General features: G+C 66.7%; 9 protein-coding genes. 5 read left to right on the top strand and 4 right to left on the bottom strand.

Going from position 1 to position 14,446, the window contains the following annotated elements; translation table 11 throughout:
* Positions 1-69: 69 nt before the first annotated feature.
* Positions 70-1,650 (top strand): ABC-F family ATP-binding cassette domain-containing protein, encoded by a 1,581-nt coding sequence (locus ACI6S0_RS08755; protein WP_434405552.1) that lies wholly within the window; start codon positions 70-72, stop codon positions 1,648-1,650.
* On the opposite strand, the gene nagE is transcribed toward ACI6S0_RS08755, so the two are convergent.
* From nagE to ACI6S0_RS08775, 4 genes are all read right to left on the bottom strand, one after another.
* Positions 1,647-3,323 carry an N-acetylglucosamine-specific PTS transporter subunit IIBC gene (gene nagE, locus ACI6S0_RS08760; protein ID WP_434405553.1) on the bottom strand — a complete coding sequence of 559 codons (1,677 nt, stop codon included), beginning with the start codon at positions 3,321-3,323 and terminating at the stop codon, positions 1,647-1,649. The genes ACI6S0_RS08755 and nagE overlap by 4 nt on opposite strands.
* Complete coding sequence (gene ptsP / locus ACI6S0_RS08765) at positions 3,320-5,788, bottom strand: phosphoenolpyruvate--protein phosphotransferase (protein WP_434405554.1); 2,469 nt, start codon at positions 5,786-5,788, stop codon at positions 3,320-3,322. The genes nagE and ptsP overlap by 4 nt, the downstream gene beginning before the upstream one ends.
* Positions 5,785-8,061, bottom strand: a complete 2,277-nt coding sequence (locus ACI6S0_RS08770) for a beta-N-acetylhexosaminidase (protein ID WP_434405555.1) — start codon at positions 8,059-8,061, stop codon at positions 5,785-5,787. Before ACI6S0_RS08770 ends, ptsP begins: the two co-directional genes overlap by 4 nt.
* A 130-nt stretch (positions 8,062-8,191) precedes the next feature.
* Positions 8,192-10,852, bottom strand: coding sequence for a TonB-dependent receptor (locus ACI6S0_RS08775; RefSeq protein WP_434405556.1), 2,661 nt, complete (start codon positions 10,850-10,852; stop codon positions 8,192-8,194).
* Between the two features lie 200 nt (positions 10,853-11,052).
* On the opposite strand from ACI6S0_RS08775, the gene ACI6S0_RS08780 reads away from it, so the two are divergent.
* The 4 genes from ACI6S0_RS08780 (at position 11,053) to ACI6S0_RS08795 (ending at position 14,421) form a co-directional block, all read left to right on the top strand.
* Positions 11,053-11,796, top strand: coding sequence for a GntR family transcriptional regulator (locus ACI6S0_RS08780; protein ID WP_010339098.1), 744 nt, complete (start codon positions 11,053-11,055; stop codon positions 11,794-11,796).
* Between the two features lie 8 nt (positions 11,797-11,804).
* Complete coding sequence (locus ACI6S0_RS08785) at positions 11,805-12,848, top strand: SIS domain-containing protein (RefSeq protein ID WP_434405557.1); 1,044 nt, start codon at positions 11,805-11,807, stop codon at positions 12,846-12,848.
* The gene (gene nagA / locus ACI6S0_RS08790; protein WP_434405558.1) at positions 12,848-13,981 is read left to right on the top strand and encodes an N-acetylglucosamine-6-phosphate deacetylase; all 1,134 of its coding nucleotides are present in this window, start codon (positions 12,848-12,850) and stop codon (positions 13,979-13,981) included. The genes ACI6S0_RS08785 and nagA overlap by 1 nt, the downstream gene beginning before the upstream one ends.
* A 125-nt stretch (positions 13,982-14,106) precedes the next feature.
* Positions 14,107-14,421, top strand: a complete 315-nt coding sequence (locus ACI6S0_RS08795) for a hypothetical protein (RefSeq protein WP_037521534.1) — start codon at positions 14,107-14,109, stop codon at positions 14,419-14,421.
* Positions 14,422-14,446: the final 25 nt, after the last annotated feature.

Below are 14,446 nucleotides of genomic sequence, written 5' to 3' on the forward strand. Positions count from 1 at the left end.
AGAAAAGAGACCGTGCCGTGGATTTCAACCTGACCGCAATGCCGATCCGCACCGCTGCCAGGGAAATTCATGCTCATGCCCGCCATATCCTGTTCCAATCTCGGCTGGACCACGCCTGACGGCCAGTCCGTCCTTTCCGGTCTAGACCTTCGTTTCCAGAGCGAACGTACCGCCCTTGTCGGCCGTAACGGCGTCGGCAAGACGACCTTGTTGCGCCTGATCGCTGGCGATCTCACCCCCAGCAGCGGCAGTATCGCCGTGCAGGGCCGGATCGCCCGTCTTCGCCAGGCCGTGCAGTTCGGCGCGAATGAACGGATCGCCGATCTGTGGGGCGTCGCCGATGCCATCGCCCTGCTGCGCCTCGCCGAAAGTGGCGATGCCACCGCCGAGCAACTGGCCGATGCCGACTGGACGCTGGAAAGCCGGATCGACGCCGCGCTGAAGCGGGTCGGGCTCGATGCCGGGCCGGATACCCGGCTCTGCACCCTGTCGGGCGGCCAACGCACCCGCGCGGCGCTTGCCGGCGCGATCCTGGAAGCCCCCGATTTCCTGTTGCTCGACGAACCGACCAACAATCTCGACCGGGCCGGGCGCGCGGCCGTCGCCGAACTGGTCGATGGCTGGCGCGCCGGGCTGATCCTCGTCAGCCATGATCGCGAACTGCTGGAGCGGGTCGACGCGATCGTCGAACTCACCGGCCTCGGCGCCCAGCGCTATGGCGGCAACTGGTCCCATTATCGCGAGCGCAAGGCGATTGAACTCACCGCCGCCGCCCATGACCTCGACATCGCCGAGCGGCAGGTGAAGCAGGCCACGCGCAAGGCCCAGGTCGCGACCGAGCGCCAGCAGCGACGCGACGCAGCCGGCGCGCGCAAGGGCGCGCGCGGCGACATGCCCCGCATCCTTATCGGCGCCCGCAAGAACCAGGCGGAAGCCTCTTCCGCCGCCGGCCGCCATGTCGCGGAGCGGCTGCGCGCCGAAGCGGAGGACCAGGCGCAGGCCGCACGCAGCCGGGTCGAGATATTGGAGCCGATCCGCATCACCCTGCCCTCGACCGGCCTTGCGCCGGATCGGATCGTCCTGCGCCTCACCGATGTCAGCGTCGGCCATGATCCCGCGACGCCCCTGCTGGAACATGTCGAACTGCTGGTCGAAGGGCCGGAACGAATCGCCATCACCGGGCCCAATGGATCGGGCAAGACCAGCCTGCTCGCAACCATGGCCGGCACATTGCCGCCGCTCTCCGGACGGATCGACCGATCGGTGCGCCACGCCGTGCTCGACCAGACTGCCGCACTGCTCGATCCCGCGCTGTCGATCGCGGACAATCTCGCGCGGCTGCACCCCGAACTGGACGAGAATGGCCGTCGCGCCCTGCTCGCCCATTTTCGTTTTCGCGGCGATGCCGCGCTGCAACGGGTCGGGAGCCTCAGCGGCGGGCAGATGCTGCGTGCGGGCCTGGCCTGCGTGCTGGGCAGCGCGCCGCCGCCGCTGCTGATCCTCGACGAGCCGACCAACCATCTCGACCTCGAAGCGATCGAGGCGGTGGAGGCCGGGCTGCGCGGCTATGACGGCGCCCTGCTGGTCGTCAGCCATGACGAGCGTTTTCTCGACGCGATCGGCATCAGCCGGCGAATTGCGCTGGGTTAGGCAGCCCGTAGCGCCTCCGCCAGTGGCTCTGCCTGATCGCCCAGGATCAGGTGCAGCCAGCCATCGGCCGATGCCGGCAGCACCCAGGCCTTGACCCCCGCGCCCTGCAACGCGGCCGCATCCACGGCAGCGGGCCTATCGACGCGCACCAGCAGGCGCGTGCCGCGCGGCTCGACCGCGCGGACGCCGGCGCCCTTGAGCAGCGCGACCAGATCGGACGTGCCCGCGATCGGCGCCGGATCATGCCCGGTCAGCGCGCTGCGGATCTCCGCCGCAACCTGATCGGCGATCGGCCCCAGAACGACCTGGAAACCGCCATCGCGCAGGCGGACGATGCCCCGCGCACCAAGCGCCCTCAGCCGCGCCTCGTCCGCAATCGCGCTGTCGTCCAGCACCAGCCGCAGCCGGGTGGTGCAGGCGTCGACTGAGCGGACATTGGCCTTCCCGCCCAGCGCCGCGACCATCGCCGGCCCCCGCGCACCGGCCACGCTTGACATCTCGGCCGCAGTGGCGGGTTCATCCTCGCGCCCCGGCGTCTTCAGGTCGAAGCGGCGGATGCACCAGCTGAAGGTGGCATAATAGACAGCGAAATAGACAAGCCCGACCGGGATCAGCATCAGCGGCTTGGTCGCAAGGCCATAGTTCATCAGATAGTCGAACAGGCCGGCGGAAAAGCCGAAGCCCAGCTTCACGCCCAGCGCGTCCATGACGACCATCGACAGGCCGGTCAGCACCGCATGGACGACATAGAGGATCGGCGCCAGGAAGATGAAGCTGAACTCGATCGGTTCGGTCACGCCGGTGAGGAACGAGGTGAGCGCGAGGCTGAGCAGCAGGCCGCCGACCCGCTTGCGCCGATCGGGCAAGGCGGTGCGATACATGGCAAGGCAGGCGGCGGGCAGGCCGAACATCATCACCGGGAAGAAGCCCGACATGAAGCCGCCGGCAGTCGGATCGCCCGAGAAGAAGCGCTTGATGTCGCCGGTCGCGCCATGGAAGTCACCGAGCAGGAACCAGGCGACATTGTTGATGATGTGGTGCAGCCCGGTAATCAGCAGCAGCCGGTTGAGCAGGCCATAGACGAACAGGCCGAGCGGCCCGGCCGCCACCACCCATTGGCTGAGGCGATCGATCCCCGCCTCGATCCAGGGGAAACCAAGGCCGAACATCAGCGCACCGAACAGGCCGGCCAGCCCCGCGACGATCGGCACGAAGCGCCGCCCCGCGAAGAAGGCGAGATAATCGGGCAGCTTGATGTCGGAAAAGCGGTTGTAGAGCAGCCCGGCGACGATACCCGACAGGATGCCGGCAGGAACGGACACCTTGGCGATTTCCTTGGCGCGCCAGGCCGCCTGCGCCGCCTCCGCCACGTCGGGCGGCAGGACGAGCAATACCTTCGCGCCTTCGGTCGTCACCAGATAGGCGATCACGCCGGCCAGGCTCGCCGCGCCGTGATTTTCACGCGCCAGGCCGACGGCGACACCGGCGGCGAAGAGCAGGCCGAGATTGGAGAAGATAGCATCGCCCGCCGCCGCGATGAAGGGAATGGCGAGCATGTCGGGCTGGCCAAGGCGCAGCAACAGCGCGGCGATCGGCAACACCGCGATCGGCAGCATCAGCGCACGACCGAGCGGTTGCAGCCGGGCCAGCAGGATGGCGGGACGGAAGCTCATGCCAGGACTCCTTGGGCCATTTCGCGCACGGCAGCGGCACTTTCGGCGGCGCAGGCGCGCTCCGCCAGGTCGATGCAACGGGCCATGTCGAGCGTGCGCACCACCGCCTTCAGCCGGGCGATGGCGGCGGGCGTGGCGGACAATTCGGTGATGCCGAGGCCGATCAGGATCGGCGCGGCGAGCGGGTCGGAGGCAAGGCCACCACAGACGCCGGCCCAACGACCATGGCGCTGCGCCCCGCGGCCGACTTCGCGGATCAGGCGCAGCACGGCGGGATGCAGCGCATCGATCCGGTGCGATACCGCCGCATTGCCGCGATCGACGGCCAGCGTATATTGGGTCAGGTCATTGGTGCCGATCGACAGGAAATCGGCCTCGGCCGCCAGCATGTCGGCCAGCATCGCCGCCGCCGGCGTCTCGATCATCACCCCCAGCGGCACCGGCACGTCGATGCCCAGCGCCGCCTTTTCCGCGACCAGCATCGCCCTGACCGCCCGATAGTCGGACAGGTCGGCTATCATCGGCAGCATGATGCGGCACTGGTCCGCCGGCACGGCGCGCAGGATCGCGCGCAACTGCACCTGCATCAGGTCCGGCCGGGCGAGGCTCAGGCGCACGCCGCGCAGGCCCAGCGCCGGATTTTCCTCGGCCGCCATCGGCAGATAGGGCACGGGCTTGTCGCCGCCAATGTCGAGCGTGCGGACGATCAGCGGTCGATCGCCCAATGTCGTTGCGATACCGGAATAGATTTCTCTTTGCTCGGCCTCGTCCGGCGCCTCCTCCCGGTCCAGGAACAGGAATTCGGTGCGCAGCAGGCCGCACCCCTCCGCCCCGGCCGCCACGGCGGCGGCGGCATCGGCCTGCGATCCCAGATTGGCGAAAATCTCGATCCGGGTGCCGTCGGCCATGCGGCAATCGGCATGGGCCTGTGCCCGGTCGCGGCTGCGCTGCTCGCGCGCGGCGGCGATCCGTTCGCTGACCTCCGATAATGTGTTCACGCCCGGATCGGCATCGATCCGGGCCCCGTCCGCATCGAGAATGACCGTCCGCCCCTCGGCAATGGCCAGCACATCCCGGCCAGCGGCGACCAGCATCGGGATGCCGGCCGACGCGGCGAGGATCGCGACATGGGAAGTGGGACCGCCGGCCGCCGTGCAGATTCCGGCCAGACGGTCCCTATCGAACGCCAGGAATTGCGAGGGGAGCAGATCCTCGGCGATCAATATGCTTTGAGGAGGCAGCGCCGGCACCGCGCTCGCCTCGCTGCCGAGCAGGGCGGCGATCAGCTGCCGCTCGATATCGATCAGGTCGGCGACACGCTCCATCAGCAGCGGGTCGCCGGTCGCGCGGATCGCCTCGGACGCCTGGGCGGTCGCATGGCGCCAGGCAAAGGCTGCGCTGCGCCCGGCATCGATCTGGTGCCCGGCCGCCTCGGCCAGTTCCGGGTCGGCCAGCAGCGCGCGATGCGCCGCCGCAATTTCGGCGGCCAGACCATGGCCCGCCGACAATTCGGCATCGACCGCCGCCATAGCCCGCGCCAGCGCGGTATGTTCGGCCGCTCCGCCCTGCCCGTCGCGCGGCACATCGACATCGGCGACGCGCAGCTGCACCACCTGGCCGATCGCCAGGCCCGGTGCGGCCGTCACCGGCCCATGCTGCGGCACCACCGGCGCAGCCGCAGGATGAACAGCCTTCGCCTCCTCGCCCAACCCCGCTTCGATCAGCGCCACCAGCGCCTCGACCGCCGCGCGGGCATCGCTGCCCGCGCCCCGGATCATGATCTCATCGCCGCTACGCACGCCCAGGCCAAGCAGCGCGACCGTGCTGCGCGCATTGACGCTCTTGCCGTCCCGCACGATCGCCACCGGCGCGACGAAGGTGCGCAGCAGCGCCGCGATCCGCGCGGCCGGGCGGGCATGAATGCCATGGGGGGCGTCGACGCGCACGACCCGTTGATGGCTGTCACCTTCGCTGTCACCCTTGGCCGCTGCAGGCGCCAGCGCCGTGATCCGCGCGACGCCATCCTGCCAGCCGACCAGCCGGTCGAGCGGCTCCAGCGACAGGACATAGCCCTCGCCCGCCAGCACCGCCGGCGTGATCAGCGCCTTGGCCCCTTGCGCCACGGCGTCAAGGTCGAAGTCGATCAGCAGGTCTCCGGCCGCCACGGCATCGCCCGGCTTCACCTGCGGCGTGAAGCCCTTGCCGCCCAGCGCTACCGTCTCCAGCCCGACATGGATCAGCAGTTCGGCGCCATTGGCGAGGCGCAGCGAGACCGAATGGCCAGTCGGCGCCACCGTCAGCACGGTCGCGTCGGCCGGCGCGCGCACTTCGCCTTCGATCGGGTCGATGGCAAAGCCCTCACCCATCATCCGCTCGGCAAAGACCGGATCGGGCACGCTTTCGATCGACGCCAGCCAGCCCGTCAGGGGCGCGCGCAACGTCACGCTGGCCATCATCCCGCTCATGGGATCAGTTCCACCTGCTTGATCGCCCATAGGGGCTCAACATCCTTCGCCGTATAGGTGATGCACAAATTCTCCTTGCCGCTGCGCTGCGCGATCGGTGCAACCAGACGGGTCACCTCCGGATTGCCGACCGCGGGTGCCAGCGGCAGCACGGCGATGCGCTCGCCCTCGCAACCGCCGGCCCGCACTTCCATCTCGCCCGCCGGGGTCGCCGGGGGGCGGAAATGGATGGCGTCGCGATCCTTGCCGATCTGGAAATTGAACGGAAGCTGGCCGACCTCGATCGCAATCCTGGACGCGCCGCCAACCGGGGCGTCGACATAGAGCCAGCAGGGCTCAAGGATATCGATCAGGAAATGCGCCCGCTCGCCCTGCGCCGGGGCATCATCCTCCAGCGAGAGCACCACCTTGTTGGCGCAGCTTGCCAGTTGCTCATCGGTGCGGCGGCGCAGGAAGGACGCGTCGAGGCCGATGTCGATCGCGACCGGCATCATCCCGCCGCGCCAGGCAGTACCGGCCCGCAGCCGGGTACCGACCGGCAGGCTGAGGCCGTCCTTGTAGACCGGCGCGCGCGGCGTCACCGCACTGCCATCCAGCGTAAAATGGATCGGGAAGCCCGACTGGCTCTCCAGCGTCACCCGCGCCGTCTTGTCGCTCGGCGCATAATCCGTCTTCGCCGTCACCGTCAGCGCGCTGATCGCGGGCTTGAGGCCAAGCGTCCGCATGCGCATCATCTGCGGCACCAGCCGGTCCATGAAGCTAGCAAAATCATGGCTCGTGACCGGCGACCAGCCGATTTCGGCCACGGCGCTACCGCGCGGGAATTGCTGCCATTGGGCGCGTTCCTCGGTGCGGACATGCTCGGTGAAGAGATTGCCCTGCAGCCCCAATATATGCTGCTGCTCTGCGGCGCTCAGCCCTTCGGGCTCGGGATTGAAATCATAGACGCTGCGCAGGTCGGACAGATGGCCACGCCCCGGCGGTTCCAGCGGCCCGAAGCCCTGGCGATTGTCGAAATAGAGGATCGGCGCCGGGCTCAATATCGCGTCATGGCCCGACTTGGCGGCGGTCACCGCGCCCTCGATCCCGCGCCAGGAGGTGATGGTGGCATGGGGCGAGGCACCGCCTTCCAATATCTCGTCCCAGCCGATCGGCTTGCGGCCATGTTTCGTCAGGAAATCGTCGATGCGGTGCATGAACCAGCCCTGCATCGCGTCCTCGCTGCTGATGCCCAGCGCCTTCATCTTCGCCTGCATCGCCGGCGAGGATTTCCACTGGTCCTTCACCGCCTCGTCGCCGCCGATATGGATATAGGGCGACGGGAACAGCGCCATCACATCGGCCAGCACGTCCTCCAGAAAGCCAAAGGTCGCGTCATCGGCATTATAGAGCCAGGGGAAGACGCCCCAGTCGGACTCCGTGCCGGGCGGGATCGGCACGCCCATGCCCAGCGCGGGATAGGCGCGGATCGCCGCCAGCGCATGGCCCGGCATCTCGATCTCCGGCACGATCATGACGCCGCGCGCGGCGGCATAGGCGACGATCTCGCGGATTTCGGCCTGGGTGTAAAAGCCGCCGACCTTGGGCAGCGGCGGCGCGCCAGGCGCCCCGGCGGGCACACGCCAGGCGGAAATTTCCGTGAGGCGCGGATATTTGGGGATTTCGATACGCCAGCCCTGATCATCCACCAGATGCCAATGCAGCCGGTTGAGCTTGTTGACCGCCATCCAGTCGATCAACTGGCGGACATAGGCCGGCGACTGGAAATGGCGGGCGCTGTCGAGCATCAGCCCGCGCCACTGGAAGCGCGGCGCATCGGCAATCTGCATCGCCGCGACCGATACCGGGCCGGCCCCCTGATCCTGTGTCATCGCCTGCCACAGCGTCACCGCGCCATAGAGCAGGCCAGCATCATCGCCAGCGGCAATTATGACGCCCTTGCCGGTCACGTCGAGGGTGTAGGATTCCGCCGCACCGGTCTTGGCGCGGCGGAACACTATCGCATTGTTGGCGTCACCGCCCGTCTCGATCCGGGGACGGAAGCCCCGGCTGCGCGCGACCAGGTCGGCGAACCGCTCGGCCGCGTTGCGGGCGGCGGCGTCATTGGCCGGAACCCGTATCGGGGTGGTGGATGTAATGAGGAAAGTTCCCTGCCCTTCGCGCATCTGCGCGGGCACCGGCAACAGGCGGGGCAGTTCGGCCATGGCCGGGGCGGTGGCGATGCCGGACAGCATCAGCGACGCTAGCAGCGTCAGGCGGCGGGCACGGATCACGAAACAGGCTCCCGAAAATAGCGTGCCCCTGCCACGCCGCGCGGACGCGACAAGGGACGTGCGGCGGGCGGACGCTGTTGCGTTCCGTCCCGCCGTCTTCAAGTCATGCGCCTTCTGACAGGCGAGGCAATCAATAGTTGAAGTTCACCGTCGCCAGGAACTTGCGGCCCGAGCGATAGACGCCGCGCGGCAGTGCCGTGGTATTGGCATAGGCATAATATTCCGCGTCGGTCAGGTTCATGCCCGACAGGGTGATGCCGATCTGCGGCGTGACATTATAGGTCGCCGACACGTCCAGATTGTCGGAGTCCCGCACGAACATATTGTCGCCACGGTCGATGCCGGTGAAATATTTCGACCGCCAGGTGTAAGTGGCGCGCAGCGCGACCGGGCCACTTTCGAAGAAGGGGCTGACGCTGGCCTGATGCTTGGAATTATAGGGCAGCGCCTGGCCGCCTTCACCCGAACCGTCGGAATAGGTGTAGTTGGCCAATATGCCGAAGCCATAGGGCAGGTTCTGCTGATAGGCGACGGCAAAGCCCTTCACCTCGGCCGAACCGGCATTATAGGGACGGCTGATCTGATAGGTCGTCACCCGGCCCTGAGACTGGTTGAAATAGCTCTCGGGCGCTGTCTTCTGCAGGATATAATTGCTGATATCCTTGTAGAAGACTTCCGCCGACAGGATCGATCCCTGCTTGAAATACCATTCGACCGAGGCGTTGAGATTGCCCGACGTATAGGGCTTCAGGTTCGGGTTGCCGCCACCGCCGGTGAGGACCGTGTCCGACAGCCAGAAATAATTGGTCATGTCGGCATAGTTGGGACGCGACATCACCTTGGCGGCGGAGAAGCGCAGGATCAGATCCTGCTGCGCGGTCCAGGCGATGTTGGCGCTGGGCAGCCAGTTGTCATAGCTGCGCTTGGTGGTCTGCCAGGTCCAGTCCGCCGCGCTGTTGCAGGGCGCGCCAGCGTTGCAGACATAGCCAGCGCTGTCGGTCTTGGTGTTCACATAGCGCACGCCGAAATTGCCGCGCAGCGTGCCGGTATCGAAATTGGCCTGGGCATAGACCGCGTTGATATCTTCCTGGATGTTCCAGTTGCCGGCGGTAAATTCCGCCGCCGCGAAGATCGACGGCGTCGGCAGCGTCTGCCCTTCCAGATAGTCGACCATCGACGGACCGCTGATGATGAAGCGGTCGGTCATCTGGTCGTTCACACCGCTGAAGCCGCGCAGATAATTGCCCGCGACCGTCTTGGGATCGAACTGCGCCGCCGCGACGCCCAGGCCATTGAGCGCGATGCCCGCATATTGCTGGCCGGTCTCGTGATGGCGATATTTATAGCCGATCTGGATGCGCTTCAAAGCACCGTCGAAATCGAAACCGAGGTCGGCCTGGCCGTAACGCTCCTTGTCGCTGGTCGGCTTGGTGACGGTGTTGCCGCTCCAGCCCGGATCGGTGGCGAAGGCATTGGGGTTACCCTGAACGTCGGTGGCATAGGTCAGCGAACCCGGCGATTTGGGCGCATCGCCAATGTTCACGGTGTAATCCGCCCAGTTCAGGAATTCGAGGAAGACCTGGCGTTTGGTGCCGCCGTCCGCGTCCGACAGGCCGCCTTCGACCGTCAGATCCCAGGTGCCACCGTCCCAACTCGCCTTGCCGCGATAGGTGTCGGACTTCATTTCCGCCTCGCGATACTGGACGTCCAGCACCGACAGCGCATTCTTGAAGGTCGCGCTGGTGACGATGCCGTTATTGACTTCCAGCCCGGTCAGCGCGCCCAGGCTGTTCCAGGTATTGCCCTGGAAGGCATACATGGACTGGTTTAGGTTGTTGTAGGTGGCGTCGATCTTGAGCCAGCTCGCCTCCAGCGTCAGTTCATCGACCGGCTTCCACTGGGCGGTGGCCGAATAGGTCAGGCGCTCGCGGCCCTGTTCGAAATAGGAGGTGCCAAAGGCGTTGGGGCTGATCGCATCAAGATTGTTGCTGAGCGTGGTGGCGCATTCGCCAACGCAGCCATTGTCGCGCGAGTCCACCGGATTGTCGGCATTACCGCCGGCCCACTGGTCGGCCTTCATCGTGCCATAGGTTTCGACGCCGTCGCGGCGCAGCCGGTCCTTGGCGCGCTGGAAGGAGGCGAGGATGCCGAACGTGCCTTCCTCATTATGCCAGCTGACCAGCGCCGATCCCTGGATGTCACCCTTCTTCGAGCGATCATTGTAGAGATAGCCAAGCTGGCCCGCCATGGTGAAGGGCTTCAGCTCCAGCGGCTTGCGGGTCACGACATTGACCGTGCCGCCGATCGAACCTTCGTCAATGCGCGGTTCCGGCGACTTGTAGACATCGACCCGGCCGACCAGCTGCGGCGCGAGCAGCGCATAGTTGAAGGTGCGGCCCGGCGAGTCGAGGATGAACCAGTCGGCCGATGCCACCGTCTGGCCGTCCAGCAGGGTACGGTTGAGCGCCGGATCGGTGCCCAGGATCGACACTTTTTCGCCCTGGCCGAACTGGCGGTCGACGGTGACGCCGGGCACCAGCGTCAGCGCTTCGGCGACATTGGTATTGGGAAATTTGCCGACATCTTCGGCGGAAATGCTGTCGACGATCGCGTCAGCGTTACGCTTGACGTCGATCGCCTTGGCGAGCGAGGCACGATAGCCGGTGACGACGATATCGCTGGCATTTGCATCGGCGTCCGGCGCGGAAGCATCGCTTCCCTGCGCATGCGCGGCACCGGAAAACAGCGCGATGGCGCTGGCGGTACCGACCAGAAAAGTCCGAATCCCCATATCTCACCCCTTATTTATATTTGATGCATGGCACCAATTGGGCGGACCAACTGCATACCAATAAGCAGACCATCCGCCGAAGTCATATCGCCGTCAAGAGGGATATTTTCAAAATTGTGACGGCGTTTGAAATTTTTCACTGGCATATGGTATTTAATTGGTCTTAGTGTGCAGGCAACACAGATGCTGGTGGAGACGAGATGCCGCTGCTTGCCGAACAGATTGGACCGCTCGACGCGCTGGGCGGTGGCCCGCTCTATCGCCGGCTCGAAGACGCGCTGCGCGAAGCGCTGCGCACCCAGCGCCTAAAACCCAATGAGGCGCTGCCGCCCGAACGCGACCTGGCATCGGAACTCTCGGTGTCCCGCATCACCCTGCGCAAGGCGCTGGATTCCCTGGTCGAGGAAGGACTGCTGGTGCGCAAGCAGGGCGCCGGCACCTTCGTCGCCAACCGGGTCGAAAAGCAGTTCGCCAAGCTTTCCTCCTTTTCCGAGGATATGGCGGCACGCGGCCGCACCGTGCGCAGCGAGTGGCTCGGCCGCAGCGTCGGCGCGGTCACGCCCGACGACGCGCTGACGCTGGGCCTCAGCCCCGGCGCGGCCGTCTACCGCTTCAACCGCATCCGCTATGCCGACGATGTCGCGATGGCGCTCGAATATTCGACCATTCCCGGCTTCGGCCTCGACGGTGTCGATGTCGTCGGCGCCTCGCTCTATGCCGCCCTGGAAGCCGCCGGCAACCGTCCGGTCCGTGCCCTCCAGCGCCTGCGCGCCGTCCTGTTCAACGCCGAGCAGGCCAAGCTTCTGGGGATCGAGGCTGGGGCGCCCGGCCTCTACATCGAACGGCGCGGTTTCCTGGACGATGGCCGCGTCATCGAAGCGACGCAAAGCTGGTACAGGGGCGATGCCTATGACTTCGTTGCCGAACTCGACATGCGCGCCTGACCGAAAAGATGCCTGATACGATGCTCAATCCGCAAGATACCCTGATGTTCGCCGAGGCCGCAGAGGCCGGCGCCGTCATCGCCCGCCAGTTCGCCGCCAACGCCGAAACGGTCAAGACGCTGGCCGCCAGCCTGCGCGCCAATCCGCCGCGCGGCATCGTCACCTGTGCCCGCGGCAGCTCCGACCATGCGGCGACCTTCGCCAAATATCTGTTCGAAACGCGCCTGGGCCTGCTGACCACGTCGGCCGCGCCCTCGATCGCCTCGGTCTATGGCACGGCTCCGGCACTCGCCGACATGCTGGCCATCGCCATCTCGCAGTCGGGCAAGAGCCCCGACATCCTGGCCACGGTCGATGCGGCCAAAAGCGCAGGCGCAAGGACCGTCGCGATGGTCAATGTCGCCGACTCGCCGCTCGCCGGCCAGGTCGATACGCTGCTGCCGCTCCATGCCGGGCCGGAACGCAGCGTCGCCGCCACAAAATCCTATATCGCATCGATCGCCAGCCTGCTGAACCTTGCCGCCCATTGGAGCGAGGATGCAGAATTGCTGGCGGCGCTGGAGACTGCCCCTGCCCTGCTTGCCCAGGCCTGGGCCTGCGACTGGACGCCGCTCGTCGAACAGCTCGCCACCGCGCGCGGCCTTTACGTCATCGGCCGCGGCATCGGCTTTGGCATCGCGCAGGAAGCCGCGCTCAAATTCAAGGAAACCAGTGGCCTCCACGCCGAAGCGTTCAGCGCGGCCGAGGTCAAGCATGGCCCGATGGCGCTGGTCGGCCCCGATTTCCCGCTGCTGGTCTTCCGCCAGGCGGACGAGACCGCCGAAAGCGTCGATGAACTGGTGCGCGAGGTTGTCGCGCGCGGCGGCCAGGTGCTGATCGCCGGGGAGCCGGTCGATGGCGCCATCCACCTGCCGGTGCCCGCCGCCCATTCGGCGATCGAGCCGATGCTTCAGGTCCACGCCTTCTACCGCGCGGTCAATGCGCTGTCGGTCCGGCGCGGCTTCAACCCGGATCAGCCCCCGCACCTTGCCAAGGTGACGGAGACCCTCTGATGCGTCACGCTCTGGTCAACGGGTCGATCCTGATCGACGGCCACTTCCATGCCGGCAAGGCGCTGCTGATCGAAGGCGATCGCATTGCCGCGATCCTGCCCGACGCCGATATCCCGGCCGATGTCGCGCGGCGCGACCTCGGCGGCGACCGGCTGGTGCCCGGCTTCATCGATACGCAGGTCAATGGCGGCGGCGGCGTGCTGTTCAATGATGCCCCGACGGTCGAAGGCATCGCCGCGATCGGCGCCGCCCATCGGCGTTTCGGCACGACCGGCTTCCTGCCGACGCTGATCAGCGACGATCTGGCCGTCATCCGCCAGGCAGTCGCCGCCGTCGACGCCGCGATCGAGGCCGGCGTGCCGGGCGTGCTCGGCATCCATATCGAAGGCCCCTATCTCAATATCGAGCGCAAGGGCATTCACGACGGCGACAAGATCCGGCCGCTCGATGCCGAGGGGCTGGAAGTGCTGTCTTCGCTCAAGCGCGGCCGCACCCTGGTCACGCTGGCGCCCGAACGGACCTCGCCCGACATGGTGCGCCAGCTGGTGGAGCGCGGCGTGATCGTCGCGGCGGGACACAGCAATGGCCGCTATGAGGATATGATCGGTGCGGTCGAGGCTGGCCTGTCGGGCGTCACCCATCTCTACAATGCGATGTCGCCACTGGGGTCGCGCAAGCCCGGCATCGTCGGCGCAGCGCTGGAGCAGGATAGCGTGACCTGCGGCATCATCGTCGATGGCCATCATGTCAGCGCCACCGCGCTCAAGATCGCGCTGCGGTGCAAGCCATGCGACAAGCTGATGCTGGTCACCGACGCCATGCCCTCGGTCGGCTCCGACGCGGACGAGTTCATCCTCCAGGGCCGCCATATCCTGGTCCGCAATGGCGCCTGCACCGATGATGCCGGCACGCTCGCCGGCTCCAATCTCGACATGATCACCGCCGTCCACAACAGCGTCGCCATGCTGGACGTCCCAATCGAACGCGCCATCGCCATGGCATCGGCGGCCCCGGCCGCCTTCCTGGGCCTTGCCGCCGAAACCGGCCGCATCGCGCCGGGCCTGCGCGCCGACCTGCTGCAACTGGATGCCCAGGGCGCCGTCGTGCGCAGCTGGATCGGCGGCAGCTACTGAACCAAACATCGCCGGGGCGGTTGGATTGCGCCCCGGTTCCCTGCCTGCTCGGCCCCGCTTATGATACAGATCGTCTCACGGCCACCGGACGTCGGGACCAGATTTGTTGCCTTGAGAGGATGCCGATGAAAACTGCCCTGATCGCCACCAGCCTGATCTTCGCTGCGACCACGCCGCACATCGCCATGGCGCAGGCCCCTGCCGCCGCGCCTGCCCCGGCCTATAGCGTCGAGACGACCGACATCGGCACATTGCTCGACAATCCCGCGACCAAGGCCGTTCTCGACAAGAATCTGCCCGGCTTCACCGCCAATCCGCAGATCGACATGGCGCGTTCGATGACGCTGAAGGGCGTGCAGCAATATGCTGCCGACACGCTGACCGACGCCGCGCTTGCCAAGGTGCAGGCCGATCTCAACAAGATCCCGGCCAAGAAATAAGGATAAGGCCGGCGCGCATCATCGC

This window comes from Sphingobium sp. DN12 (genome assembly GCF_051058005.1).
Lineage (GTDB): Bacteria > Pseudomonadota > Alphaproteobacteria > Sphingomonadales > Sphingomonadaceae > Sphingobium > Sphingobium yanoikuyae.